The 26,582-nt window shown below is 58.7% G+C and carries 27 protein-coding genes and 2 pseudogenes; 8 read left to right on the top strand and 21 right to left on the bottom strand.

The features are described from left to right. Positions 1-21 precede the first annotated feature (21 nt). Positions 22-702: an amino acid ABC transporter permease gene (locus AC1DXW_RS17135; protein WP_477756178.1), complete on the bottom strand. Its 681-nt coding sequence runs from the start codon at positions 700-702 to the stop codon at positions 22-24. Between the two features lie 11 nt (positions 703-713). Next, positions 714-1,535 (bottom strand): ABC transporter substrate-binding protein, encoded by an 822-nt coding sequence (locus AC1DXW_RS17130; RefSeq protein ID WP_477756179.1) that lies wholly within the window; start codon positions 1,533-1,535, stop codon positions 714-716. Between the two features lie 137 nt (positions 1,536-1,672). Here AC1DXW_RS17130 and AC1DXW_RS17125 point away from each other — a divergent pair, with 137 nt between their 5' ends. Beyond that, a complete protein-coding gene (locus AC1DXW_RS17125; RefSeq protein ID WP_477760236.1) occupies positions 1,673-2,578 on the top strand; it encodes a LysR substrate-binding domain-containing protein in 906 nt (301 codons plus the stop codon). Between the two features lie 218 nt (positions 2,579-2,796). Continuing rightward, on the top strand, positions 2,797-3,702 hold the full coding sequence (locus AC1DXW_RS17120; protein ID WP_477755691.1) for a LysR family transcriptional regulator: 906 nt from the start codon (positions 2,797-2,799) through the stop codon (positions 3,700-3,702). A gap of 8 nt (positions 3,703-3,710) precedes the next feature. Here the strand turns inward: AC1DXW_RS17120 and AC1DXW_RS17115 are convergent, their stop codons facing one another. The 10 genes and pseudogenes from AC1DXW_RS17115 to AC1DXW_RS17070 form a co-directional block, all read right to left on the bottom strand. After that, entirely contained in the window at positions 3,711-4,133 is a 423-nt protein-coding gene (locus tag AC1DXW_RS17115) for a VOC family protein (protein WP_477755684.1), read from the bottom strand. A gap of 69 nt (positions 4,134-4,202) precedes the next feature. After that, positions 4,203-4,922 carry a hypothetical protein gene (locus tag AC1DXW_RS17110; RefSeq protein WP_477755685.1) on the bottom strand — a complete coding sequence of 240 codons (720 nt, stop codon included), beginning with the start codon at positions 4,920-4,922 and terminating at the stop codon, positions 4,203-4,205. A 188-nt stretch (positions 4,923-5,110) separates the two neighbouring features. After that, on the bottom strand, positions 5,111-5,641 hold the full coding sequence (locus tag AC1DXW_RS17105; RefSeq protein WP_477755686.1) for a DMT family transporter: 531 nt from the start codon (positions 5,639-5,641) through the stop codon (positions 5,111-5,113). Between the two features lie 806 nt (positions 5,642-6,447). Beyond that, a pseudogene (locus tag AC1DXW_RS17100) lies at positions 6,448-6,576 on the bottom strand (arginine N-succinyltransferase); the annotation flags it as partial. 115 nt (positions 6,577-6,691) lie between these two features. Next, positions 6,692-7,630, bottom strand: a complete 939-nt coding sequence (ctlX, locus tag AC1DXW_RS17095; protein ID WP_477755687.1) for a citrulline utilization hydrolase CtlX — start codon at positions 7,628-7,630, stop codon at positions 6,692-6,694. Positions 7,631-7,864: 234 nt separating this feature from the next. Next, positions 7,865-8,344 carry an Lrp/AsnC family transcriptional regulator gene (locus AC1DXW_RS17090; RefSeq protein ID WP_007974731.1) on the bottom strand — a complete coding sequence of 160 codons (480 nt, stop codon included), beginning with the start codon at positions 8,342-8,344 and terminating at the stop codon, positions 7,865-7,867. 12 nt (positions 8,345-8,356) lie between these two features. Then, positions 8,357-9,118 (bottom strand): ABC transporter ATP-binding protein, encoded by a 762-nt coding sequence (locus tag AC1DXW_RS17085; protein WP_477755688.1) that lies wholly within the window; start codon positions 9,116-9,118, stop codon positions 8,357-8,359. Positions 9,119-9,174: 56 nt separating this feature from the next. Beyond that, positions 9,175-9,885: an ABC transporter permease gene (locus AC1DXW_RS17080; RefSeq protein ID WP_477755689.1), complete on the bottom strand. Its 711-nt coding sequence runs from the start codon at positions 9,883-9,885 to the stop codon at positions 9,175-9,177. Further along, positions 9,882-10,607, bottom strand: coding sequence for an ABC transporter permease (locus AC1DXW_RS17075; protein ID WP_477760235.1), 726 nt, complete (start codon positions 10,605-10,607; stop codon positions 9,882-9,884). The genes AC1DXW_RS17080 and AC1DXW_RS17075 overlap by 4 nt, the downstream gene beginning before the upstream one ends. Before the next feature lie 59 nt (positions 10,608-10,666). After that, positions 10,667-11,446 (bottom strand): transporter substrate-binding domain-containing protein, encoded by a 780-nt coding sequence (locus tag AC1DXW_RS17070; RefSeq protein ID WP_477755976.1) that lies wholly within the window; start codon positions 11,444-11,446, stop codon positions 10,667-10,669. A 529-nt stretch (positions 11,447-11,975) separates the two neighbouring features. Here AC1DXW_RS17070 and AC1DXW_RS17065 point away from each other — a divergent pair. Continuing rightward, positions 11,976-13,022, top strand: coding sequence for an ornithine cyclodeaminase (locus AC1DXW_RS17065; RefSeq protein ID WP_477755977.1), 1,047 nt, complete (start codon positions 11,976-11,978; stop codon positions 13,020-13,022). Positions 13,023-13,166: 144 nt separating this feature from the next. Here the strand turns inward: AC1DXW_RS17065 and AC1DXW_RS17060 are convergent, their stop codons facing one another. Together AC1DXW_RS17060 and AC1DXW_RS17055 are read right to left on the bottom strand one after the other, a co-directional pair. After that, on the bottom strand, positions 13,167-14,279 hold the full coding sequence (locus AC1DXW_RS17060; protein WP_477755978.1) for a CapA family protein: 1,113 nt from the start codon (positions 14,277-14,279) through the stop codon (positions 13,167-13,169). 89 nt (positions 14,280-14,368) lie between these two features. Further along, a pseudogene (locus AC1DXW_RS17055) lies at positions 14,369-14,455 on the bottom strand (hypothetical protein); the annotation flags it as partial. Positions 14,456-14,550: 95 nt separating this feature from the next. On the opposite strand from AC1DXW_RS17055, the gene AC1DXW_RS17050 reads away from it, so the two are divergent. Further along, positions 14,551-15,372 (top strand): DeoR/GlpR family DNA-binding transcription regulator, encoded by an 822-nt coding sequence (locus AC1DXW_RS17050; RefSeq protein WP_477755979.1) that lies wholly within the window; start codon positions 14,551-14,553, stop codon positions 15,370-15,372. Positions 15,373-15,425: 53 nt separating this feature from the next. Here AC1DXW_RS17050 and otnI read toward each other — a convergent pair whose 3' ends face one another. From otnI to AC1DXW_RS17020, 6 genes are all read right to left on the bottom strand, one after another. Further along, positions 15,426-16,208: a 2-oxo-tetronate isomerase gene (gene otnI, locus AC1DXW_RS17045; RefSeq protein ID WP_477755980.1), complete on the bottom strand. Its 783-nt coding sequence runs from the start codon at positions 16,206-16,208 to the stop codon at positions 15,426-15,428. Positions 16,209-16,229: 21 nt separating this feature from the next. Further along, positions 16,230-17,690 carry a GntT/GntP/DsdX family permease gene (locus AC1DXW_RS17040; RefSeq protein WP_477760234.1) on the bottom strand — a complete coding sequence of 487 codons (1,461 nt, stop codon included), beginning with the start codon at positions 17,688-17,690 and terminating at the stop codon, positions 16,230-16,232. Positions 17,691-17,895: 205 nt separating this feature from the next. After that, positions 17,896-18,534, bottom strand: a complete 639-nt coding sequence (otnC, locus tag AC1DXW_RS17035) for a 3-oxo-tetronate 4-phosphate decarboxylase (protein WP_477754350.1) — start codon at positions 18,532-18,534, stop codon at positions 17,896-17,898. Between the two features lie 8 nt (positions 18,535-18,542). Continuing rightward, positions 18,543-19,841, bottom strand: coding sequence for a 3-oxo-tetronate kinase (gene otnK, locus AC1DXW_RS17030; RefSeq protein ID WP_477754349.1), 1,299 nt, complete (start codon positions 19,839-19,841; stop codon positions 18,543-18,545). A gap of 10 nt (positions 19,842-19,851) precedes the next feature. Then, positions 19,852-20,757, bottom strand: a complete 906-nt coding sequence (gene ltnD, locus AC1DXW_RS17025; protein WP_477754348.1) for an L-threonate dehydrogenase — start codon at positions 20,755-20,757, stop codon at positions 19,852-19,854. Further along, positions 20,750-20,917: a hypothetical protein gene (locus AC1DXW_RS17020; RefSeq protein ID WP_477754347.1), complete on the bottom strand. Its 168-nt coding sequence runs from the start codon at positions 20,915-20,917 to the stop codon at positions 20,750-20,752. Before AC1DXW_RS17020 ends, ltnD begins: the two co-directional genes overlap by 8 nt. A gap of 358 nt (positions 20,918-21,275) precedes the next feature. Here AC1DXW_RS17020 and AC1DXW_RS17015 point away from each other — a divergent pair, with 358 nt between their 5' ends. The 4 genes from AC1DXW_RS17015 to AC1DXW_RS17000 all read left to right on the top strand — a co-directional run bounded on the left by AC1DXW_RS17015 (position 21,276) and on the right by AC1DXW_RS17000 (position 25,647). Beyond that, positions 21,276-22,595 carry an MFS transporter gene (locus tag AC1DXW_RS17015; RefSeq protein WP_477754346.1) on the top strand — a complete coding sequence of 440 codons (1,320 nt, stop codon included), beginning with the start codon at positions 21,276-21,278 and terminating at the stop codon, positions 22,593-22,595. A gap of 24 nt (positions 22,596-22,619) precedes the next feature. Further along, complete coding sequence (locus AC1DXW_RS17010) at positions 22,620-23,372, top strand: maleate cis-trans isomerase family protein (protein WP_477754345.1); 753 nt, start codon at positions 22,620-22,622, stop codon at positions 23,370-23,372. Between the two features lie 21 nt (positions 23,373-23,393). Then, a complete protein-coding gene (locus AC1DXW_RS17005) occupies positions 23,394-24,311 on the top strand; it encodes a LysR family transcriptional regulator (RefSeq protein WP_477754344.1) in 918 nt (305 codons plus the stop codon). A gap of 235 nt (positions 24,312-24,546) precedes the next feature. After that, on the top strand, positions 24,547-25,647 hold the full coding sequence (locus AC1DXW_RS17000) for a Gfo/Idh/MocA family protein (RefSeq protein WP_477754343.1): 1,101 nt from the start codon (positions 24,547-24,549) through the stop codon (positions 25,645-25,647). A gap of 4 nt (positions 25,648-25,651) precedes the next feature. On the opposite strand, the gene AC1DXW_RS16995 is transcribed toward AC1DXW_RS17000, so the two are convergent. Further along, on the bottom strand, positions 25,652-26,536 hold the full coding sequence (locus AC1DXW_RS16995; RefSeq protein WP_477754342.1) for a LysR family transcriptional regulator: 885 nt from the start codon (positions 26,534-26,536) through the stop codon (positions 25,652-25,654). Positions 26,537-26,582: the final 46 nt, after the last annotated feature.

Below are 26,582 nucleotides of genomic sequence, written 5' to 3'. Positions count from 1 at the left end.
GTTTTGCCCGGAAAACCGCCCTTAGCGGTAGCCATTGGAAAGAACGCGCTCGACGCGCATCTGCAAGCCCGTCAATACCGAGACCAGCAACATGTAGTAAACCAACGCAGCGCTGTACCACTCCAGGAACTGAAAACTCGTGGCAATTGCAAACTGGGTGGTGGTCATCAATTCATTCAAAGAGATGATGGTCGCCAGGGAAGTCGCCTTGAGCAGCGAGATGAACTCGTTAACCAAAGCAGGTAGCGCAATACGTAAGGCTTGCGGCAACACCACCAACATGAACACTTGTGATCGATGCAGGCCCAATGCCGCTGCGCCTTCGCGCTGGCCGCTGCTCACCGCAGCAAATGCACTGCGAAATATCTCGGTCAGATAGGCGATCTGTATCAGCGTCAGAGCAATGAATGCCGCCAGAAAAGGCGTGAACCAGCCACCACGAAAACTGGGGAACAGTTGCGGTAGCCCATTCCAGATAAACAGCAAGACCAGCAACGCCGGAGCACCACGGAACAACCACACATAACTGGCCATCGACCAGCGCACGCCGCGCCGCGACGAAGTTGCACAGGAGCCGGTGAACAGCGAAACACCCATGGACAACGCCATCACGCCAACCGACAACACAAGGGTCAGCAGCGCCCCTTTAGCCAGCGGCCAGCCGAATACGGCGTCCAGGAATAACGAAGAATCAAACACCATGACGCTCACCCTTACTGCTGAGCCAATTGGACGTCTGTCGACTGGGTTGGCAGATTCCACTTGGCGAGCAGCGTTTTCAGTTCACCACTTTGCTGCAAGGCACCCAGCGCATTGTTGAGTTGTTGCAAATCGGCAGTGTTCTTGCGCAGGTAAAGTCCAAACAGGTCAGCGTCTGGATAGGTGTAGGTAATCTGTAGTTGCCCAGGTACCTGGGTACTGCGATAAGCCGCCGTTGTATCCTGGGTGATCGTCGCGGTTGCTCGCCCTACGAGAACCTGCTGGATGACCGCCGAAGCCGACGGGTACGTCTGCATGCTGATGGGCTTGCGACCGTTTTCTACCAGCTGTTTGTTGAGAGCCTTTACCGTGTCCTCGTAGGTGGTGCCCGCCTCGATAGCGATCACCTTGCCGCTCAGATCTTCCGGTTTGCGGGTTTGCTCATCCCGTGCCGACGTCACCATGACCTTGGACGATTTGAAATAGCCAACACCGTCGTAGCGCTTCAAACGTTCGCTGGTAAGGGTCATGCCGCTGGCAACGACATCACAACGTTCTGAGTCGAGAGACGGCAACAGACCTTTGAAATCGCCCACAACCAACTGGAGTTTTACGCCCCAGTGTTTGGCCAGCGCAGCCATGACATCCACCTCAAAACCAACCATCTGGGTGTCGCCGGGCTTGGCGTAGAACTCCATCGGTGGAAACTCGCCGGCCGTACAGACTTTTAATGTGTCGCCCTGAGCGAACGAAGGTTTCGTGCTGCTCAGATCAGCTGCAACGGCCAAGCTGCTGGCCATACCCAAACCCAGAAAAATTGCGGCTACTTGTCTCATGACATTTCTCTTGTTGTTTTAGTGGCTTAGAGGAGGAATGCGGTAACGCAGGGCAATGGTGCTGGCGACAAAGAGGGCAAACAAGCTAAACTTTTTATAGGGTTATTCTTTAGAAAAACTGAAATATAGGCACGGCAATGGCGCTCCCACCTCTCCATAGTTTTCGGGTATTCGAATGTGTCGCACGACTGGGGAATATTGCCGCGGCGGCGGTGGAGTTACATGTCACCACGGGCGCAATCAGTCAGCAGCTTCGGGTTCTGCAAAGTGGGCTGGGTAAGGAGTTATTCGAGAAGCAAGGTCGACGACTGGTCCTGACCGACAATGGCCGTCTCTTGCAACATCGGGTAGCCAACGCGATTTGCGAAATCCAGGATGGGGTGCGACAGCTGTCCAGTGAACATGAGGGAGAACGGCAGAAAATCGAACTGACGCTTTCTATTCCCAGCGTGCATGGCGTCACTTGGCTTGCCACACGGCTTTTCGCGTTCATGGATGACAATCCGCACATCAAGTTGAATGTCATCACCGCAAGTTACTTCAATACAGTTGATTGGCGACGAGCCGATCTGGCCGTGATTTACGGCGTCCCTCCCTGGCCTGGCTTCTGGTGGCGATTACTGCACGGCATCCGCATGACACCCGTATGTAGCCCCCAACTATTGCGCGGCCCCAAGGCCATTCGAAGCGTGTCCGACCTGGCTCATTATCGATTGCTTCATGAAGACGATGGCGCCCAGTGGCGACGCTGGCTGTCCGAGGCACGCTTTGGACAATCGAGTGACTCGGATATTTACTTCGATGATTTCGGCATGGTTCTGCAAGCTGCTCGCGATGGGTACGGCGTGGCACTCAGCGACGAGGTTGTGTCCGCCCGCGATCTGGATGAAGGCCGACTGGTACAGCCTCTCGCCCTTGCCGTGCCAGCTTTGCAGAACTATTACTGCGTGTGCAGCGAAGGTAATCGCGATCGTGAGGAAGTGAGCAATTTCATCGAGTGGTTGATTGCGCAATCGCGACTACCTGTTACGCCTCAGGTGTAAATTGCTTTTCGTAGGGAGTCGGATCATACGACAGCATGACGGCTTCAACCCGCTGACTTCGAGTGTGAGCGTCCGCTTTGGGATGTGGATTGAACCAGTCAAGGCAACAATTTCGGTATTGCTCCGGGAGTCGTCACCCTGCTCCGGTAGAGTGATCTGTCATCGCTTACGACAGTTTGGTACGCTGTCCTGACGCACCTGACAGATTCGAGCCCATGCTGGAAGAGCTACGAAGAATCGACCTAAATCTATTGCTGACCCTTCATGCATTGTTGTTGGAGCGGCACGTGACTCGGGCATCGGTTCGACTGCATAAAAGCCAGCCAGCTGTCAGCCATGCCCTGGCTCAACTTCGAGCGCACTTTGACGATCAATTGCTGATCCGTCGCGAAGGGCAATTGGTGCTCACCGCCAGAGCTCAAAGCTTGCTAGGGCCTCTTGAACAGGCGTTAAGGCACCTCAATGACTTGCTGGGGGCTTCTGACTTCGACCCCAGCAGCTCTCAAGCACGGTTCCGGCTATCGCTGTCCGACTATGCCACTCGCCGGGTACTGCCTGGCTTGGTACGGCATGTTCGCAATGTAGCGCCTGGAGTGGATCTGGCTGTCAGCCAAGCGAGTCGTGAAACCATGATGGCCCAATTAGCTGATGGTGAGCTCGATGTGGCGCTTGGTATCTTTCCGGAGTATCCGGATGGCATCCATGTGCAGGAGCTTTTCCCGGAGCATTTTGTCAGCCTCGCCGACGAAAGCGCCCTACCGGAATGTGGCTGCCTGACGCTGGAGGAATGGCTGGAGCGTCCGCATGTGATGCTTGCCCTTCGGCCTGATGCGAATGACGAGATCGAAAGAGTGCTGGCAAGCATGGGACTGCGTCGAAGAATCGCTGTGGCACTTCCTCATTGGAGCGCCGCAATCGAGCTCATTGCCGGCACAGACCTTATCCTGACCGTTGCGAGCTGGGCCGTCAGTGGGCTCGACAGATATCCAACGCTTCGAACGTTCGATGCTCCTCTAGATCTTCCCGTCCTGTCCTATCAACAAGCATGGCATGCCCGTAAAGACGCAGACCCTGCCAACAGGTGGATCAGGGAAGCAATCTTGAAGTGCAGCCAGAGCACCTGAATCTTGACTTAAGCAGCTCCCGACTCAGCGGGGCCTTTGAGCTCAACCTGATTACCGTCAGGATCGAAGCAGTAAATCGATAGACCAACGCCTTCGGCCCCGTACCTAGTCACCGCCTTATCAGCAACGATGTCAAAAGCTTGCAAGTGGGCAAGGATCGCCTGCTCATCGAAGGGTTCGACTCGAAGGCAGAAATGATCGACATTACGTCGTTCTTTCCCTGGCGCCCCGCCGCCCATGGCACCCAAGGGGCCATTAACGTCCACCAGATCGATCATCGAGCTTCCCGCTGTAAGGTGGATCATGGCGTACTGGTCATTGCGCTTCTTAATTGAGCATCCGAGAACCTGGGTATAGAAATCGACACTCCGCTCCATGTCCTCAACTCGCAGGACAACGTGGTCGATGTGCTGAACTTTGAAAATAGACATTCAATCGTCTCCTGAGGCAGAAAGCGAACCTCCGTTGCCAAATGGTACGGAGGCTCGTGAGCGTTAGACTTAGTGAATCTTGTCGAACAGAGTTGGCATGTCGCCGGAGAAGTCCACCCAGGGATTGGTGTTCAACAGATACGCATGGGGCGCAGTAGGCTCATCGTAGTGGACTACGAACTCTTCGGGGCCGTGAGCATATGCCACGATCAAGCCCTGTTTCGCATCCATGTATCCGGCGTGAATGCCCATGCCTGGATAACTCAAGCGAATCGCTGTTTCCTCACTGGCTGGGCCAACGGTGAGCCGTACTACAACTCCTTCGGGCAGCACGAACATCCAGGTGAAGGGGCCGCCCGATACGACGGTCATCACTTCATCGATACCTACACCGTTCTCGGCCATGTTGACGTGGAAGCGACCGAAGCTCTCCAGAACGCCGGCACGGTGTTCGTCAGGGATGGCCAGCATGTCATAGACCTTGGGATAGGGGGCAACGCCAGGCTGATGGGTGGAAAGAAGGCCGCCACGTGGCGTCTCGGGCACACGGCCAGCCAGTTCGATCTGCTCAAGCAACTCTGCGCGGTTCAGGCTGAAGAGCCTGATCAGTTCTTCTTGCTCGGCCTCGGTGACAGTGCGGGACTGCGATGCTTTCAAAATGGGTTTGGCTGCGTCCGGAATGCTCACGGTGCTTGCACGAACACCTACGCTCCGAAGCACGGCGTTTACTTCTTCAAGGCCAACAGCGTTCGGACGGCCATCACTGAATTGCAGTTTCACGATATTCATAAATAACACTCCGATCTTTCTACGAAAATATAGTGCTGAACTTCCGTTCATATGCACCTCATGTCAGCCGAGAAAGATTTCTCGGCTATTCGCACACAAGCCGCGTGCGTTGGTTCGACTAGAGGGTCGACCTGAATAAAAAGGGCTGGCTACCAAGAGCGACCACCAGCCGAAAGGGAGGCTCTGGTTTATTTGAGGTTCGCGTTGACCGTTGCGGTCTGAATCAACTTTCCGGAATTAGCGGGCTCTTTGTTTGAGCCCACTTGAACCACGATCAATCCGAAGAAGATGATCAGCACCCCTGCAACCCGAACCAGGTTGATTGGCTTCGCGGTCAGGCCGAGGAGGCCAAAGTGATCGATTAGCATCGCGGCTATGACCTGACCCACCATCACGAACAAGATGTAGTTCGAAGCGCCAAGCTTTGGGGGCAGGAAGGTGGCCATTGCGACGTAAATGGCCCCGCTGAATCCGCCTATCCAGAGCCACCAAGGCCCCTGCAACGCTCCCGCAATGTTTGGCTGCGGTATGCGAAGAACCACGATGGTGGCGATCAGCACAGCTGAGCTGACGATCAGCGAAGTAAGGGCAGCCCAGAGTGGATGACCGAGCTCGCGGCCAAGGGCGCCATTGCTGGAGGCTTGTAAAGGAATCAAGGCGCCGGCAATCAGAGCCAGGCCCATTGGAACAGTTGCAAGAATCGAGATCTTCCCAAACATGACCGTAACCTCTCGTGTTTCGGTGTGGATGGGGAGATATTGATGTATGGGTATTATGAATGGAAATCGACAATACGCACACGTCATATTCGCCTGACGAATGCATCGCGTTAAGTACGTGCCTAGGTGGGCAAGCTTCTCCTCATGCCAATTTTGGTTAAGCGGGTATCGCTCGGTTGATGTCATTCCAGTGATACCTACTGAGACAGGGTCAGTACGTAACGGTGCCCGTTTCTATTCCAGCACAGTGTCTTCTGGCTTCAACATCTACGACAACAAGGAAAAGTGTCGCCTTCCCCTTTCATTTCCAACGCGAGCGGAAGCAGATGCGGTGTGTAACGCGAAAAACTCAAAGCAGTTATTCAGCTCAATGGATTGATCGCGAATACCGAAAGTGGCTTACAGGTCACTAAGAAAGACTAGCGGACACTCGGGCCAGACAATCGATCGTGCCTATTGTGATCAGCCATTGAAACGCACCGCACTGACTGACGTTAGCCCCACGCTCAGGAAGCAATCGGCCGCCGTCATAAATCACCATCTAACTTCTCCCCTTTCTTATTAGATCGATTGGCAGATTATGGTTGAGGTTCCAGAAACTTTAGATCGCTATTGGCCGATTTCTGCCTATGCTGACAGGCTGCTGGGTCGTTTTCAGCCGGTCGTGGAAGGCAGAAATCGGCCACAAGCAATCGTTGGGCAGTGGCAAACAGGTGCCCCGTGAAGAAATCGAGCAGGAGGCGGATTTACCTCCGCCGTCCTCTCACATACATGGACGCCCGAAGTCCAGCCGGCGCAAGCTCCATTCACCGCGCTCCCCCCGCACTCAAGTCCAACGCCTTGGCGACTTGAGCGTCGACAATCAGCGTACCGACTGCAACTCGCGCCACTGCCGAAGTGATCCGGCAATCGGCAAACTGACGGTTATGGATCAAACAAGAGTGCCGTCCCAGAGCTTCTCAGAACGGTGAAACCCCCTCTTCGTCCGAGTAATCGCGCATTTGCGCAATGACCTGGTCACCGAAGCGCCGGCGAAACTCTGGCGGACGATCATCGCACTTGTTCCTGGCTGGACGAATGCCTGGGCAGAAACACCTCGGCCAGCATGCAGCGCGCGCTGCCGCCACCGATGCGCTCGATGGTGTCGATGTTCACCGGCAACGGCGTGGTGTGAGCTTCGATCAAGCGACGCTGATCGGCGTCCAGCGATTGCCAGGCTGTGCGCGACATCACCAGCAGCGGCTCGCCCGCTGCGTTGTGCACTTCCAGCATGTTGCCGGCAAAGGACTCCAGCTGCGCCCAGTTCAAGGCGATGACCTGTTTGCCGCTGGTTTCGAGCCGATTACGCAGCGCCGCACGTTCACCCGGATGGGGCACGGACGCCAGGCAAACCACCGCCACACGGGTGCCGACACTCATCATGACGTTGGTGTGATAAATCGCCACGCCTTGGCGGTCCACCGCGTTGAACGCACACAGTTCATAGCCCAGATGGGTGACCAGCTGATCCAGGGCCCGGGCGTGGGTGCGCGTGGAATAACCGGCGTAGCAGATCCGCTGTTGCCGATCCAGGACCATGCTGCCCGTGCCCTCGAGGAAAACCTCCTGCTCTTCGAGGCTGGACAGGTCCAGCACCTGCTCGACCCGGTATTCACCCAGCAACCCGTCGAGTACACCTTTGTCCCGCTCCAGACGCCGGTTGTGGCCCTGCATCGGATACAGGACCAAGGTGCCATCCGGGTGGCTGCTCCACCAGTTGTTGGGGAAGATCGAGTCCGGGGTATGCGGCGCTTCGCGATCGTTGTGCACCAGGACTTCAACGTCGTGCCGACGCATCGCGTCAACATAGCCATCGAACTCGGCCAGGGCCTTGAGTTGTACGTCTTCGGCAACGGTTGCCGGACGCTGGAAACGGTTGTTCGCCGCCGTGTCCTGATTGAAGGAGAAACGTGTCGGGCGAATCATTAAAACCGTATTGGTGGTTTGCATGGGCACAGACTCAATGAGGGTCGAGAGAGGCTCATTGTCTGTTTCGAGGTGGGAAAAACCCGGTTGATAACGGCTTTTGCGCTGATGAAAACGGCTGAAGATTACTGGTTGCCCAGCCGATTCGGTGAGGGTCGGAAAGCAAAAGATCGCAGCCTGCGGCAGCTCCTACAAGGATACACATTCCAAAGTAGGAGCTGCCGCAGGCTCGGGCCGCGTTCGGACGATCTTTTGATCTTACTCCATGGTGGTCTTGACCATCGCCAGCTCCGGGTGGCTGACCAGTTTGTCGATGTGCAAATCCGGGTCGTCAAACCAGACTTCGGTCAACACCCGGTAATGCTCCATGTCACGGCAGCGCATGCGCAGGCTGTAGTCGAACGCGCCGCTGATCAGGCGACATTCCAGCACCTGCGGGCAGGCGCGGACCTTGGCTTCGAAGGCCTTTTGCGCCGCGCGTCCGCTCTGGTTCGACAACGCCACCAGCACCAGCAACGACAAGCCCGGCGTCAGTTTCTTCTCATCGAGAATCGCGCCATAGCCGCGAATGACCCCAAGCTGTTCCAGCTTGCGTACCCGTTCCAGACAAGGCCTGGGGGTCAGGTGCACGCGCTCGGACAGCTTTTGGTAGGTGATGCGCCCTTCGTGGCGCAACACTTCAATGATTGCCTGATCGATACGATCAAGCACGATCGACAGATCGCGGATATCCGCCATGTACGCCTTGCCTCACTTCAAACGACCCGATAGAAATTGCTGCAAACGTTCACTGTTTGGCCGGTCGAGTATCGTAGCATCGCCCTGCTCTTCGACCCGCCCCTGATGCAAGAACAACACTTGGCTTGAGACCTGCCGGGCAAATCCCATTTCGTGGGTCACCATCAACATGGTCCGGCCTTCTTCGGCCAGCGCCTGAATCACCTTCAACACTTCACCCACCAGTTCCGGGTCGAGCGCCGAGGTTGGCTCGTCGAACAACAGGATTTCCGGTTCCACCGCCAGGGCACGGGCAATCGCCACCCGTTGCTGCTGCCCGCCCGACAGAAACGCCGGGTACTGATCGGCCGCCCGTTGCGGCAAGCCGACCTTGTCCAGATACGCCCGTGCGCTCTCTTCGGCGGCCTTGCGACTCATACCCAGGACTCGACACGGCGCCAGTACGATGTTTTCCAGCACGGTCAGGTGGCTCCACAGATTGAAATGCTGGAACACCATCGCCAATCGCGTGCGCAAGCGCTGCAACTGCTTCGGGTTGGCAACGCGCATGCCACCGACGCCCTGACGGGTGAGGACTCGCTCGCCATCCAGAGCAATGGCGCCTTCGTCCGCACGCTCCAGAAAGTTGATGCAGCGCAGCATGGTGCTTTTACCCGAACCGCTGGCGCCGATCATGCTCACCACGTCCCCTGCCCGTGCGTTCAACGAGACGCCCTTGAGCACTTCATTGTCACCAAAACGTTTATACAGATTTTCAACTGTGAGTTTGTACATGCGAGTACTCCTGGAACGGCACGCTTATCGGCGCCGCTCTGGACAAAGAATGGAAGTCAGTGGGCCGGGCCGAGAAAGCTCAGCCAGCGCTTCTCCGCCAGGCGGAACGCGCCGACCAGCCCGAAGGACAGCACGAGGTACAGCAGACCGGCGATACCGAAAGCCTGAAACGTCATGAAGGTCGCCGCATTGGCATCCCGGGCGATTTTCAGGATGTCCGGAATCGTTGCGGTGAACGCCACCGAAGTCGCGTGCAACATCAGGATCACTTCGTTGCTGTAGTACGGCAGCGCCCGGCGCAGCGCCGAAGGCAGGATCAGTTGCAGATACAGGCGCCAGCCACTCAGGCCATAGGCATGTGCCGCTTCGATTTCACCGTAGGGAATGCTGCGGATCGCTCCGGCGAAGATTTCCACGGTGTAGGCGCAGGTGTTGAGGGTGAACGCCAGCAAGGTGCAATTCATTGCGTCGCGGAAAAACGCTTCGAGCAATGGCTGCGAACGGACCACGGCAATGCCGTAGATCCCGCTGTAGCAAATCAGCAACTGGATATACAACGGCGTGCCGCGAAAGATGTAGGTAAACAGCTGAACCGGCCAACGCAAAACGCCCCAGCGCGAGGTTCGCAAGATCGCCAGGGGCAACGACAGGAAAAAGCCCATGGCAATACTCGCCACCAGCAACCACAGGGTCATCGCCAACCCGGTGAGGGTCTCGCCGTCGCTGAACAGAAAGGGTTTCCAGTATTCGGCAATCAACTCGATCATCGCGCCATCCCCCGTACACCCTGGTTGTAGCGCCGTTCCAGCACGCGCAAGACGTAGTTCGAAGCGCTGGTGATCAGCAGGTAAAGCGCTGCGGCCAGCAGCAGGAAATCAAGCATATTGAACGTGCTTTTGCCGGCCTCCTGCGCGACCTTGACCAGGTCCGACAAACCAATGATCGATACCAGCGCCGTGGCCTTGAGCAGCACCAGCCAGTTGTTGCCAAGGCTCGGCAATGCAAAACGCATCATTTGCGGGAACACCACGAAACGGAAGCGCTGCCAGCGGTTCAGGCCAAAGCACGCCGCGGCTTCCTGTTGCCCGCGTGGCACACTCAGAATCGCCCCGCGAAAGGTCTCGGTGAAATACGCCCCGTAGATAAAACCAAGGGTGATGATCCCGGCCACGAATGGGTCGATTTCCATGTAGGGCCAGCCCATGGAGTCGGTCAGGGCGCTGAGCCAGCCTTGCAGGCTGTAGAAAATCAGCAGCATCAACACCAGGTCGGGCACACCACGGATCAGCGTCGTGTAAAAGGTCGCCGGTAGATTCAACAGTTTCAGCGGCGACAGCTTGGCCGCCGCGCCGAGCAGCCCCAGCGCCATGCTCACCAGAAGCGCGAGCGCCGACAGTTTGAGGGTGACCCAGGTGCCGTGCAGCAACAGAGGGCCATAGCCTTGCAGGGCCGAAAAGTCGAGCCCCAGAATATTCAGGAAGGAATTCACGCCAGTCACCTGTCTTGATGCGCCCCGGTCGCTGCGACACAGCGACCGGGGCGCGAGGATCAGTTGTTGTAGAGGTCCAGGTCACCGAAGTGTTTCTGCTGGATCTGCGCGTAGATGCCCTTGTCGTGCAGGGCCTTGATGGCGGTGTTGAGCATGCCTTTGAGCTCTTCGTTGTCCTTGCGCACACCAATGGCGATTTCTGCCGGCACCAACGGGTCGCTGATGCCCTCACTGTTGTGGAAGTCCGCCCCTTGTGGCGCGGTCAGGAAACTCATCTGCGCTTGCAGCTTGTCCTGGATCGACGCATCGAGACGGCCAAATACCAGGTCGGCATAGACCTGATCCTGATTCTGATAGGCCCGCAGTTTCACCCCGCCCGGCGCCAGTTTGGCCTTGGCGTAGGTTTCCTGAATCGTGCCCTGCATGTAACCGATGGTTTTGCCGCGCAGCGACTCGGCGGTCGGCAACAGTCCGGAGTCTTTGCGGGTAACGATGGCGGTCGGTCCGGCGTACAGGCGATCGGTAAAGTCGATCTGTTTTTTGCGCGCGTCGGTAACGGTCATCGAAGATTCGATGGCATCGAACTTGCCGGCCTTGAGCCCCGGAATCAACCCGTCGAAATCATTGCTGACCCACACGCAGGTCAGCTTCAGCTCGGCACATATTGCATTGCCCAGATCCACGCCGAAGCCCTGGACCCCACCATCGGCCGTGGTGGATTCAAAGGGTGGGTAGCTTGGGTTGACGCCAAATCGCAGCTCCTTCCATTCCTTGGCACTGGCGCCCGTGGCGCAGCACAGCAACGCGAGTGCCGGCAAAGTCAGCCATTTGATGTTCATTTTCTTGAGTCCCGGATTATTTGGATTTATCGCGATCCGGCGCCTGCGTCGGACCACACTTTTTGACAGGGGCAGAGAGTCGATGCGGTCTTCACCGCAGCCGTTTTTGTTGTTGTTTTCGACTGGAAGCAGCCAGTCGTCGGAGTTGTACTCCATCTCAAGCGGCGAACGACAAGCGCTTGAAACGGACCATCAGAATGCCAATTGCCGGGACGGTGCTGGTGTCGTAACCCCGGGTTCAAGCAGCGTGCCTGTGCTGAACGAATGGCTTTCACAGCCGATGCTGTCGTCGCAGCAAGTCACTGTGTCCCCGCTTTAAGGGAGCGGCACAGGAATGTGCTTGTCTTTGCGGCCTTCTTCATCTGCATGACGATACTGCGGTGACTGTCACTTCGCCGATTGCGCTGTGCGCTCGCTGTTTTTCGACTTCTCTTGCTGTATCCAGGGTCAGTATTGGCCGAAATCTTCTCTGAATTGCCTCGACAATAGTCCAGACCGGCACACCAAAAATCGCCCAAAGGAACCCAATATGACCCGTTACATTGACGTCAATGATCTGAGCCGCCTCGTCCAGGAAAAAAGCTTGCCGCGTTGCCTGATCGAAATGGCCGAGTACATCCGCGAAGACTACGTACGCTGGCCGGATTTCGAAAAGTGCGCGCGCCTGGCCAACCACTCACCCGAGGGCGTCATCGAGCTGATGCCGGTGTCTGATGCTGCGCTCTACGCCTTCAAGTATGTCAATGGTCATCCAAAGAACACCCACAATGGCATGCTGACGGTCATGGCCTTTGGTGCACTGGGAGACGTCGATACCGGCAAGCCTGTGTTACTGAGTGAAATGACGCTGACGACCGCCATTCGCACCGCTGCCACTTCTGCGCTCGCAGCCCGCTACCTCGCCCGACCGGACAGTCGTCGAATGGCACTCATCGGCAACGGCTCACAGAGCGAATTCCAGGCCCTGGCCTTTCATACACTGCTCGGCATTACTGAAATCAGTCTCTACGACATCGATCCTGCCGCGACAGCGAAGCTGGTAGCCAACCTGCGGGCCTACCCCGCCATACAGGTGAGCGTTGCCAAAACCGTCGCAGAAGCGGTGCGTGGCGCCGATATCGTGACCACGGTCACGGCCGACAAGGCCTACGCAACGATTTTAACCCCTGAGATGATCGAGCCCGGGATGCACCTCAACGCCGTGGGCGGCGACTGCCCCGGCAAGACCGAACTGCACCGGGACATCGTCGAGCGTGCGCGGGTCATGGTTGAGTACGAACCGCAAAGCCGCATTGAAGGCGAAATACAGCAGATGCCCATCGACTCACCGGTTATCGAGTTCTGGAAAGTCATCAATGGTCAGACCCAAGGTCGCCAGCATGCCGGGGAAGTCACCTTGTTCGACTCGGTCGGCTTCGCCATCGAGGACTACTCCGCCTTGCGCTATGTGCTGGATATTGCACGAACGCTCAACATTGGCAGCGACATCCAGCTGGTGCCAGAGCTGCAAGATCCCAAGAACCTGTTCTCGTTGCTGCAGCCTTCAGCAACTGACGATGTAAGGCTTCGGGCTTAATACCTAAACGCTGCGCCCCTGTGGGAGCGAGCCTGCTCGCGATAGACGTTAACGATAACGCGTGTTTCTGAATAAACGCGCCGTCCTTCAGTCCATCGTCGGAACGCCGCCCGAAGCAATCGAGTGTCGAGCCGCCAAAGGGGCTCACCAACGCAACTCAAAGGCATTTTTCGCACCCGGCTGGATGCTGCTGCCCAAACGTGCGCACTCGCGAGAAAGGGTGTCGTGCAGCCATTGACGGTCATCCCCTTCGGCGCGACAGATGCGAAAGCGACACAGGCGGGTGGGTATCAAGTCCAGCGACTGCAGGTGCCCGCCCGGGTCCAGCGAGGCAAAGTATAGAAGCCCCAGGTCGCCGCGAAAGGCTGTGTAGCCCTCGATGCCTTCGTAATCGTTCAGAAGATCACCGCAGCCATAGAGAATCAGGTGGTCGCGGTACACCTCGATGCCTTTGACGTGGTGTGAGGAATGCCCGTGCACCACGTCAACTCCGGCCTCGTCGATCAAGGCGTGGGCGAACCGGACTTGCTCGCGCGGGATATCGAACCCCCAGTTGCCGCCCCAGTGAATGGAGGCGACCACCAGATCCCGCGGTTTTTTGCCCTCGAGAATCCGTTTGGCCACAGGGCGCAGGCTTTGTATCGACAGATCCTCCAGCCGCGCGACGCCCGCGCGCTTATCCGTGGCGGCCCAGTCCGACGTTATGCCGCTGTCGGGTGCGCCGAGGCCAAACACCAGCAAGCGCCGCCCGCCAGGCAGCAGCAACACGGCGGGCGCTTCGGCAGATTGCCGGTTGTGCCCGGCGCCGGCGCTGCACATACCATTGCTCGCCAGAGTATCCAGCGTATCGGCCAGGCCGGCAGCCCCCCAGTCCAGCACATGGTTGTTGGCCAGCACGCAGCAGTCGATGCCGGCTGCGCTAATGACCGGGAAGTTCTCCGGGCTCATGCGGTAATTGATGCCCTTTGGCTCCGGTCGTCCGCGGCGGGACACCGCAGTTTCCAGATTGATGATGCGTGCGTGTGGCTGGCGAAGTTCGAACTCATCCAGCGCAGCGCCCCAGACATAGGTGAAATCGACTGGGCGGGGAATCGAACCATTGACTCGTTCTGCCAGCCGGACGTAATCGCCGGCATTCTTGACGTAAGCTTCGTAAAGCCGCGGATCGCCAGGATGCGGCAGTAGTGCGTCGATGCCGCGGGCAGTCATGACGTCGCCGCAGAGAAACAGCTTAAGCGTATCGGTAACAGCTGCCATGGCACCCTCCCGAATATAAGCCGGGGGATGTTTCCATCCCCCGGCTTATTATTACGCTGAAATAGGCAGAACGACTTCTGAACCTCTACTCAGTTGTTCTTCATATGCAACTGATAAAGCTCATTGGCAATGGCGATATCCTCCAGACCCAGTCCGATTGAGCGAAAGAAGAATGGGCTCGAGATCTCATCCCGCTACTGATCCAGCTGCAGATTCGCTACTATGATTGCCCGCCCTCCTTGTCTGCGGATTTCTTCATTCTGGAGCCCGAATGCCTAGTCAAAAGGACATCGCCGCCGAAAGCGGCGCACCGATGATCCCTGAACAGCGCCGTGAATTGATGCTGCGACAGTTGCGCAAGCATCAGGTGCTGAGCGTTCATCAATTGATGGAAATGTTCGACTGTTCGCACATGACCATACGCCGCGACATTGCATTGCTGGAGCAGGAAGGTCGTGCTTACTCGGTAACGGGTGGGGTGCGGATCGCCAGCCAGCTGCACAGTGAGCCCAGCCATCAGATCAAGGCGGTGGTCGAGTTGCCGCAGAAGCAGGCCATGGCCAGGCTCGCCGCCCGGCTATTGCATGCCGACATGACGGTTTACCTGGATGCGGGAACCAGCACGCTGGAAATTGTCCCCTACATCAAGGCGCTGTCCGGCATGGCCGTGGTGACGAACGACTTCGGCATTGTCCAGGCACTGATCGACGCGCCCCATGTCACGGTGATTCATACCGGCGGGCAACTGGATCACTCCAATCAATCGTGCGTGGGCGGTCTGGCGGTTGCCACCTTGCGTCAGGTGGTCACCGATATCGCGTTCATATCGACCAGTTCATGGGATTTGCGTCGCGGCCTCACCACGCCTTCGGCGCTGAAGGTTGAGGTCAAACAAGCCGCGATGCAATCGGCTGCGCAAGTGGTGCTGGTGGCCAGCAGTTCGAAATACGGCACCTTCAGTATGTACAGGATTGCCGGGCTCGAGCAGTTCGACATCATCCTCAGCGACGACGCATTGACCCCTGCCGCGGCCGATGGCATCCGCAAGCAGGGTGTCGAACTGTTGCTGCCGGCTGACAATACACCGGCGTGAAACGACGGGCTCCTGCATCCAGCGGAGCCCGTCGCCGCCCTCCTCTATAGTGCTTAACGCGCTTTCCAGTCGCGCAACCACTGCAAGCCGGCAGACGTATTGCCTCGTGGCCGATACTCGCACCCTACCCAGCCGTCATAACCCAACTGGTCGATCAGCTCGAACAGATAAGGATAATTGACTTCCCCCAGGTCCGGTTCATGCCGATCCGGCACGCCGGCGATCTGGATGTGGCCGATACCGTCGAAGTCGCGACGCAGTTTGGTCGCCAGGTCACCCTCGACGATTTGGCAGTGGTAGCAGTCGAACTGAACCTTCAGGTTACTGGCGCCCACTTCCTTGCAGATGGCCTGGGCCTGGTCCTGGCGGTTGAGGAAAAAGCCTGGCATGTCTCGTGTATTGATCGGTTCGAGCAATACGGTGACGCCTGCCTTGGCCGCCTGGGCGGTGGCGTAGGCGAGGTTTTCCAGGTACACGCCGTGATGCCGTGGGCGATCGTTTTGCGACGGTAACAGCCCGGCCATCACATGGATGCGTGAATTGCCCAGCACACCGGCGTATTCCAGGGCGCGATCAAACCCGCTACGAAATTCACCCTCCCGACCGGGCAACGACACCGTGCCCCGCTCCCCCGCAGCCCAATCACCGGGTGGCGCGTTGAACAGTGCCTGCACCAGGCCGTTGTCGCTCAAGCGTTGCTTGAGTTCTTCAGCGCTGTAGTCGTAGGGAAACAGATACTCCACCGCTTCGAAACCGTCAGAGGCAGCGGCGGCGAAGCGATCCAGAAACTCATGTTCCGGGTAGAGCATGCTGAGGTTGGCTGCAAAACGAGGCATGGTAGCTCCTGAGATAAAGGGTTAGACAAAGGGCCAGATCAGCAGGGTAATACAGAAACCCAAGGTGCCGAGCAAGGTGGTCATCACCGTCCAGGTGCGCAGACCGTCGGCCACGTTCAGGCCTGACAGCTTGGTGAAGATCCAGTAACCGGCGTCATTGATATGGGACATGGCCAACCCGCCACCGCCCATGGCCAGGCACAGCAGGGCCATGTGGTTCGGGGTGAGATCGAGGGTCGCAATCAGCGGGCTGATGATGCCGGCAGTGGTCACCAGCGCCACCGTGGTCGAACCCTGCACCGCGCGCAACAGCATGGTCAGCAGAAAGCCCAGGGCCAGCACCGGCAGACCGGTGGTGCGCAGCATGTCGGAGACCACGGCACCGATTCCGGTGTCCACCAGTACCTTGCCGAACACACCGCCGGCACCGGCAATCAGAATCACCATGGCGACACCAGGCAAGGCCGAACCGATCACGTCGGACACCTGATTGCGGCTCCAGCCCCGACGCGAACCCAGCAGCCAGGCACACAGCAAGGTGTCGATCAACAACGCCACCAGCGGTGCGCCGAGCACGGTCATGATGCCGCGCAGGACCGATTCGGCAGGCAGCAACGAGGTGGACAGAGTCCCCAGCAAAATCAGAATGATGGGCAACAGGATCAGGCTGACGATCAGGCCAAAACCCGGTGCGGGGGCCGGCGGCAGTTTGGAAACGATGCTGCTGGTCGACTCTTCCAGGCCCATGTGTGATACGGCTTCAGCCGCTCGATCAGCGCTGATGTCGTTGCCATTGGACCAGGCAGCCAGATCCTCGTTGGTGACATGCGGGCCATAGACCTCGGCACGAATATCGTCGGTCATCGGGTACGCCCGACGGGTCATGCGCCCGGCCACGCGGTAGCCGACATAGCAAAGGAACGCGGTGATCGGCAAACCGAACATCAGCACGCGGCCCAGGTCCGCGCCCAATTGGCTGGCAGCGGCCACTGCACCCGGGTGCGGCGGCAGAAAGGCGTGTACGGTCAACAACGCCGCACACATCGGCAACGCAAACACCAACAGCGGCTTGCGCGCACGCCGGGCAATACCATAGGCCAGCGGCATGAGGATGATCACACCGACCTCGAAGAATACCGGCACCCCGACCATGAAGCCGGCAATCGTCAACGCCAGGGGCGTACGCCGGTTGCCGAAACGGGTGATCAGCGTCTTGGCCAGCGCCTCGGCACCGCCGGAGAGCTCGATGATCCGCCCGATCATCGCGCCCAGGGCAATGATGATTGCGATATGGCCCAGGGTCTTGCCCATGCCGCCTTCGATGGTAGCGACCAGATCGGCCGGTTTCACCCCGGCCACCAGCGCCACCAGAATGCTCACCAGCATCAAGGCCACGAAGGGCTGGAACTTGTACTTGAGCACCAGGAACAACAACAGCGCGATGCCTGCCCCAGCGGTAATCATCAGGATTAACGGGCTCATTTCAGAAGCCCTCCACACCGGGTGAACGAAAGGATTCTTCTGAAAATGCCACAGTGAAGGCGAGTCATGCCTGGAGTTCCTCTTGTTATTGTATTTTTAGGCAAGCCGGGGCCATCGAGAGTCGCTGAGCGTCTCCCGGACAGGGCCTGCGTTATCGATCTGTCGTGTTCTATCGTGTTCTATCGTTTTAAAAGAATTCAGCGCACTACCAGTGCGCACCGAATGTCTCTCGCAGCTCGTCCAGCGCCGCCTGATCCAGCGGTTCAGGCTTGGGATTGCTCATCAGCCAGAGCCGCGCGGTTTCCTCGAGCTCTTCCAGGGCGTAGCTGGCCCTGGAGACCGAACTCTCCCAGACCACCGGACCCAGCCGTTCGAGCATCACGCCGCGAACGCTATTGGCCAGCAGCGCGACCTGTTCGGCAACCTTCGGCGATCCGGGTCGCTGGTAGGCGATCAACGGGATATGCCCGACTTTCATAACCTGATACGGCGTCAGCGGTGGCAGAATGTCGTCCGCCTGCCAGACACCGGCGAGCGTCAACGCCACCAGATGGGTGGAGTGGGTATGCACCACGCCGCCGACATTCGGGTTGCGGTCGTAGACCTGGCGATGCAACGCCAGAGTCTTTGAAGGCTTGTCACCGGACACCCATTCACCCGCCAGATTGACCTTGGCGATGGTTGCCGGATCGAGGCGCCCGAGGCACACATCCGTCGGCGTGATCAACCAGCCGTCATCCAGGCGCGCGCTGATATTGCCGGCGCTGCCGACGGTATAACCACGCTGGTATAGGCTGCGGCCAACCTCACAGATTTCTTCGCGCAGGGCGTTCTCGTTGCTCATTGCGCAGCTCATTGTGCACCCCCGGCCTGGGCGAGTTGGTTCAAGGCTTTACTGAAGAAATCCCGGCCACCGAAGTTGCCCGATTTGAGTGCCAGCGCCAAAGGTTCCTCAGTACTGCTGACGGTCGCCGGTACACCCGGATCAATCTGCGCGCCGATTTGCAGCAACTGCACACCCAACGCCTGGACCACAGCACCCGAGGTTTCTCCGCCGGCGATCACGAAGCGGCGCACGCCGCTTTGGCGCAGACCCTGGGCAATTTCGCCAAAGGCGTTTTCCACCAGACTGCCGGCTTGTTCGACGCCCAGTTGCTGTTGCACCGATTTGACCTCTTCCGGTGAACTGGTGGCATAGATCAATACGGTTTGCTCGTTATCACGGGCGAAGGCCAAGGCTTGCGCCACCACCGGTTCCCCCGCCGCCAAGGCCAACGGATCAATCCGCAACGCTGGCCGGCCGGCTTCGAGCCAGGCGGCCACTTGTCCATTGGTGGCGATCGAAGCGCTGCCGGCCAACACCACTTCCCCGCCTGACACCGCCGGAAGTTTCGAGGCGTCGAGGTCGCGCAGTTTGCCGGCGCGACGGAAGTTTTCCGGCAACCCCAGGGCCAACCCCGAACCACCCGTCAACAACGGCAGATCGGCGCAGGCGCTACTCAGGGTATACAGATCGCTGTCCGACAAGGCATCAGCGATGGCCATGCCGACACCTTGAGCCCTCAGCTCTGCGATGCGCGCCCGCACCTGCTCTGCGCCACGGGCAATCGTGTCGTAGCGCAACAGGCCGACATTCAGGCGGGTCTGCGATTGCAGCACGCGAACCAGGTTGGCATCGGTCATTGGCGTCAACGGGTGATTTTGCATGCCCGACTCGCTGAGCAGTTGATCCTGCACAAACAGATGGCCGCGAAAGATCGTCCGGCCATTCTCCGGGAATGCCGGGCACGCCAGGGTAAAGTCGCTACCCAGTGCGGCCAGCAGTGCTTCGCTGACCTGGCCGATATTGCCGGCCGCGGTGGAGTCGAACGTCGAGCAATATTTGAAAAAGATCTGCTCGCAGCCTTGCTCGCGCAGCCAGGCCATCGCAGCGAGGGACTGCTCGACTGCTTCGGCGACCGGCGTGGTACGCGACTTCAGGGCAATGACGATCGCATCGGCATCAAGCCCGGCAGCCACTTCCGCGCTCGGGATGCCAATGCTTTGCACGGTGCGCATTCCGCCGCGCACCAGCATGTTGGCCAGGTCCGTGGCGCCGGTGAAATCGTCGGCGATGCAGCCCAGTAGCGGGCGTGCGGTGGAGGTAGTCATGGGGTGTTCCTCAAACAGGCTCAGGCTTGGCAGTCGGCAATTCGATGCCCGGGAAAATCTTGATCACCGCCGAGTCGTCCTCACGGCCGAAGCCGGCACTGGAGGCCTGCATGAACATCTGGTGAGCGGTGGCCGACAGCGGCAGCGGGAATTTGCTGGCCCGGGCGGTATCCAGCACCAGGCCCAGGTCCTTGACGAAAATATCCACCGCGGACAACGGCGTGTAGTCCGCCTTGAGAATGTGCGGCACGCGGTTTTCGAACATCCAGGAATTACCGGCGCTGTGGGTGATCACCTCATACAGCGCATCGGCATCGACCCCTTCACGCAGGCCCAGCGCCATGGCTTCGGCAGAGGCGGCAATATGTACCCCGGCCAGCAGTTGATTGATGATTTTGACCTTCGAACCCAGGCCATGGACATCACCCAGGCGATACACCTTGCCGGCCATGCCGGCCAGGATCGACTCTGCCTTGGAATAGGCGTCGGCCGGGCCCGAGGTCATCATGGTCATCTCGCCAGCGGCTGCCTTGGCGGCGCCGCCGGAAATCGGTGCGTCCAGATACAGCAAGCCCAGCGCGGCCAGGCGCTGGCCCAGATCCACGGCGTAAGTCGGAGCGACTGTGGCGCAGCCGATCACCAGGCTGCCCGGCCGCAGAGAGGCCACGGCCCCACCCTCACCAAACAATACGGTCTCGGTCTGCTCGGCGTTGACCACCACGGTAATGATCACGTCACACTCAGCGGCCATGTGCGACGGTGACAGGCAAGCCACACCGCCCTCCCCGGCGAACTGCTCTGTTACGGCAGTGCGCACATCACAGGCATGCACATTGAAACCGCTGCGCAACAACGAGCGGGCAATGCCCAGCCCCATCGCGCCCAGACCGACCACACCGACATTCTTGTTATTCATGGGGTACTCCAGAGGAAAGCAGCGACTGCTTCCACGCCTGCAAGGCGCAGACATTGGCCGCGTTGTAGATAGGGTTTCGGCCGACAGGATCAGCACCGGGCGGATCAACTAGATGAGGGGCGCTGTCGTTCAGGACGTGAGTCGGGATCTCATCGAACATCAAGGCAATCCTGTTTTTGTCGTGTTATCAGGTTGTCATACCGGCTGATGAAGATCATCTACCAGTGATCAGATTATGTGAAGTATTTTTTAACAATAACATTTTTTAACACGGCTTTCGCCGCGCAGAAAGAAGAAGTAGCGAGAGGCTCACAACAGCACTGCCGGTGCAAAAGGCAAAGCAGGTGTTCCTGCACCTCCCCACTGCCATCGCCACCCGCGATGGCAGGCTCGTGAATGGCTGATATACGAACGGCTTTTACCTCTCCTAACATCGGTCGCACATGACCACTCGGGTGCCGATCACCTTTCGGCACACGGGCTCCAAGAATAAAAACGCAAACCCGTGAGGTTGAACCATGAAAACCCTAGCCGTCAGTTCCACGGCGCAAGCTTCAGTCGTCGACGGAGTCGGTCAACTGACCGCCAACCAGCGTTACGTGACGTTGGGGGGCTCCTGGGCCGCCTGGCTGTTTGACGCGCTGGATGCCACCATCTTTGGCTTTGTCCTCCTGGCGGTCGCCAAGACCTTCGCCGTCGGCCTGGGCGATGTGGTCTCCACGGTTGCCTGGTTTCTGCTGGCCACCGGTATCGGTGGTTTCTTCCTCGGCAACATTTCCGACAAGATCGGCCGCAAGAAAACCATGATGCTGTCGGTGTTCGTCTATGGCACCGGCACCTTGCTCTGTGCTTTTGCCGACAGCCTGTGGCAGCTCAACGTGTTCCGCTTCTGCGTGGGCATCGCCGTGGGTGGCTTGTGGTCCGCCGCGGCGGCACTGGTGTCGGAGATCTGGCCTGCGGCCGGGCGCGCCAAGGCCTTTGCGGTGATGCAGACCGGCTGGTCGGGTGGTGGTCTGCTGGCAGCGATTTTCGCCTGGAGTTTCCTCGATGGCGGGAATCCTGAATCCTGGAGAAGCCTGTTCATCTATGCCTCGATCCCGGCGTATTTCACCCTGGTGTTCATCTGGTTGTTCGTCAAGGAATCGCCGGTGTGGCTGGCCAACCGCGAGTTCATGCGCCGTAACGCCGACAAGGGGCGGCTGATGGAAATCTTCCGTCCGCAGTATCTGAAAGTGACCTTGCTGGGCCTGAGCATTTCGGTACTGGGCATGTACGGCTACTGGATCATCACCACCTTCATGCCGGCTTACCTGCAGAGCATTCTGAACGTGCGCATCGATCAGGCTCCGGTGTTTGTCATCTGGATCGGCATCGGCGCCACCATTGGTTACCTGGCCTACGGCTACCTGGCCGAAAGCATCGGTCGTCGCTTGTCGTTCGCGGTGTTTTTTGGCGGCATGGCAATCATGGTGCCGGTGTTTGCCTACTCGGCGACCTTGATGCCATTGACCGACGGCAAGCTGCTGTTCACCACCCAGAACGTCATCGCCCTCGGTTCGCTGGCCGCACTGCTGGGCTTCTTCACCGGTTATTTCAGCGGGTTCGGCGCCTGGTACTCGGAGTTGTTCCCGACCAGCATCCGTTCGACCGCGTCGGGTTTCTGTTTCAACTTTGGCCGGGTCGGCGCCATCGCCGGCATCAAGCTGGTCCCGGTGCTGATCCCGCTCATCGGCTTCACCGCCACCATTTCCCTTGCCTCCGTTTCCTACGTCATCGCCGCTGTCATGGTGTTCACGCTGCAGGAAACCAAAGGCGTTCAACTCACCAGCGGCAACTGAGCCGACCGTTCAAAGGAAAAATCCATGAAAAATTTTCGCATCGGCCAAATCGTCCCCAGCTCCAACACGACGATGGAAACCGAAATCCCGGCCATGCTGACTTCGCGCTACGAACTGTTTCCCGAAGAGCATTTTACCTTTCACTCCTCACGCATGCGCATGATGCACGTCAGCCCCGAAGAGCTGAAAAAGATGGACATCGACAGCGACCGTTGCGCGCTGGAACTGAGCGATGCGCGAGTGGATGTCATGGCCTATGCCTGCCTGGTGGCGATCATGTGCCAAGGCGCGGGCTATCACCAGGTCTCGCAGGATCGCCTGAGTAAAACCGTGGCCTCCAATCAATCGACCGCTCCGGTACTCAGCTCCGCCGGTGCGCTGATCGATAGCCTGCACATGCTCGACTACAAGAAAGTCTCGATCATCACGCCGTACATGAAGCCGCTGACCCGGCAGGTCATCGACTACATCGAAGCGGCCGGAATCGAAGTGGTCGACTCCATCAGCCTGGAGGTTTCCGACAACCTCGAGGTCGGGCGTCTGGACCCGATGAATCTGCTGGCTCACGCCGACAAGCTGAACATAGGCCAGGCCGATGGCGTGGTGTTGTCCTGCTGCGTGCAAATGCCGTCGCTACCCGCGATCCAGCTTGTCCAGGATCGTCTCGACAAACCGGTGCTGTCGGCATCGATCGCCACCGTTTACCAAATGTTGAAAACCCTTGGCCTCAAGGCGCAAGTGCCCAACGCCGGCCACCTGTTGTCCGGGGCGTTCTGAGCCAATGCCGGAGGAAGTACTATGCTGGCCATTCAGGCCAAACCGGTACTTCCCATGAAACTCGATCCGGTCTCGTTGCGACTCTTTGTCAGTGTCGTTGAAGAAGGCACCATTGCTGCCGCCGCCAAACGCGAACACATCGCCGCGGCGGCGGTCAGCAAACGGCTGAGCGAGCTTGAAGAACTGCTCGATTCGAAACTGCTCAACCGCACCAACAAAGGCATCACCCCGACCGATGCCGGTCTGTCGCTAATGTTCATGGCGCGCAGCGCCTTGAACAACCTCAATGAAATCGTCGTGCAGATGCGTGACTACTCCCACGGCCGCCGTGGCTCGGTGCATGTCCTGGCCAATATTTCCGCCATCACCCAATTCCTCCCGGGCCTGATCAAGTCGTTCATGGAGCTGTACCCACTGATCAACATCAGCCTCGAAGAAAGGCAAAGCCTGGCCATCACCAAGGCGGTGTCCGAAAATCGCACCGACATTGGCATCTTCACCCGTCTTCCGCACGGAGCCGATATCGAGGTTTTCCCGTTTCGTACCGATCGACTGGTGTTACTGGTTCCCCTTGGGCATCCGCTGGCGACACGCCGTTCCGTCAAATTCAGCGAAACCCTGGATCACGAATACATCGCCTTGCGCAGTGGCACTCATCTCAACTTTCAGTTGATCAAGGCGGCCAACGACCTGGGGCGTTCGCTGAAAATCCGCATGGAAGTCTCCAGCTACGACGCGCTATGCCTGATGGTTCAGGCCGGCCTGGGCATTGGCATCATGCCCGAGGGGAGCGCGGCGATTTACAAAATGGACGGTGCGCAGGCGATCAGTCTGGATGAGCCGTGGGCCTCCCGGGAACTCAGCGTGTGCGTGAGGTCGCGAGAGGCGTTGTCGGTCGCGGCGGGATTGTTCCTGGAGCACTTGCTCGAAAGGCACTAAGCGATATCAGGCTCAAGGGCTCGAAGGTAAATCACGAGTTGATTCATCGATTACAGAAGGCTTGGGCCAAACGTCTCTGTAGCCCTGATGCGCAGTATTGCGGACACCAGCGTCCGAAGTGTTCGGATCTCTAGCGCATTTTTCCCGCCTCCATCTCTTCCTACACTGGGTGACCGGGCTTCTTGTCCCGCCCGGCACCGCAACCTTTCCCTTCAAACCAGGCTCAGGAGCTTCCATGACCCTGTCATCAAAAATTCGCGTGGGTCTCATTGGCGTCGGTCATTGGGCCGAGTACGGCCACTTGCCTGCCCTCCAGTTGCTTCCCGACTATGAGCTGACGGCAGTCCACAGTCGCAGCCCGGAAAAAGCCGCCGGGTTGGCACTGCGCCACGGCATCCGCTTTGCACTCGATTCCGTGGAGGCGCTGGTCAACCATCCGGAAGTGGATCTGGTGCTCGTGCTCAACACGGCACCCCAGCACGAGGCCACCGTACGGGCAGCCATCGCCGCCGGCAAAGATGTGTACTGCGAATGGCCGCTGACGCCCAGCAAGGCCGTGTCGCAGGAACTGATGGCGCTTGCCGAGAAGGCTGGCGTTCGGCATATCGTCGGATTGCAGCGTCGACTGAACCCGGACTATCGCTACGTACGCGATCTGTTAAAGGACGGCTATATCGGGGAACTGCGTTCGGTACGGTTGCATGTCAGCGTCGAATATTTCCAGCGTGAACGCCTGGCCGCCCTGCACTTCACCATCCCGCCGGAGAACTTTTCCAGCCTGCTTTCCATCTATGGCGGTCACTATTTCGATGCGGTGTTCAGCATGCTGGGCCATCCGCAGAGCATCAGCGCGCTGACTGTCAACCAGTTCCCGGAAGTGACGCTGATCGAGACGGGTGAAGTGCTGAAACACACAACGGCGGACCAGGTTCTGGTCAACGGCACCTTCGCCGACGGGGCTGTGCTGACGGTCCATATCGAAGCCGGGAAACGCAATAACCATGGCATGCAGTTGGACCTGACCGGCACCCGGGGCGATCTCAAGATCTGGAACACCACCAGTTTTGGCGACCCGTTCAATACCATCGAAGCGGCCCAAGGCGACTCGCAACCCATGCATACGCTCACGGTGCCACCGAGCTACAACTGGCTGCCGGAGAATGACCTGGGCGGCAGCCAGCAGGAACTGGCCAATTTGTATGCTGCCTACGCCAGGGATGTGCGCGACGGTACCCAGGTTGCACCTACCATGGCGGATGCCGTGCGCATGCACGAATTGATCGATGCCATCGAAATCTCCAACCGCGACGGCGTGCGCCTGACGCTGCAGGCGTAAGCGATCAGATGCGCAAATGCGCACTCATGTAGTCAATGAACACGCGCAACTTGGGCGAGGCATAACGGCTGGCTGGCCACAGCATCCAGAAGACGACCTGGCGGTCAATGCAGTCGTCCAGCACGGTGACCAGCTGGCCGCTTTCCAGCGCTTCGCGCACCAGGAAAGTCGGCAGAAAGGCAATGCCCCTGCCCTGGATTGCGGCGTAGGCAAGAGGCTCGATCGTGTTCGACGTCATCGTGGCGGGCAGCACCAGTTCAGCCTCGGAAGCTTCGAGCCGCAACGGCCAACGTTCCAGCTTTCCGGTTGCGGGAAATTTGTGCTGCAGGCATGAATGGCGTTCCAGTTCACGCGGATAAGTGGGTACACCATGTCGCTTGAGATACGTCGGCGACGCCACCAGCACATGTGCGCAGGAACCCAGGCGGCGCGCAGTCAAGCGAGAGTCGGTTTGCTCGCCGGTGCGAATCACCGCGTCGAACCCCTCCTCGATCACATCGACCATGCGGTCGCAAAAATCGATATCCAGTTCGACTTCCGGATACCGCTCCATGAACCCGTCAAAGGCCGGCATCATCAGGTCGCCCAATAGCGGAGTGCCCACCCGAAGTCGCCCCCGTGGACTGCCCGCCAGGCCTGACAGCTCGGACTCGGCAGCGGTGACCTCGCTGAGGATGCGGCGGCAGCGCTCAAGGAACAGGGTCCCCTCGGCCGTCAGCGTGATGCTGCGTGTGCTGCGATGAAACAGCCTTACATGCAAGCGCTCCTCCATGCGGGCAATGGTTTTACCCACGGTCGAGGATGACACCCCCAGCTGGCGGGCGGACTCGGTAAAGCTGCGCGTTTCGGCAACCTGCACGAACATCGAGATGCCATTCAGACTTTCCATCACTTTTCCTGCCTGCTCCGGTAGCCCCCCGCCAACAAGGCGGGAT

Source organism: Pseudomonas sp. P4_C4 (assembly GCF_056402055.1).
The sequence above is the reverse complement of the archived record's forward strand: the minus strand, read 5'-3'. Positions and strand labels throughout refer to the sequence as shown.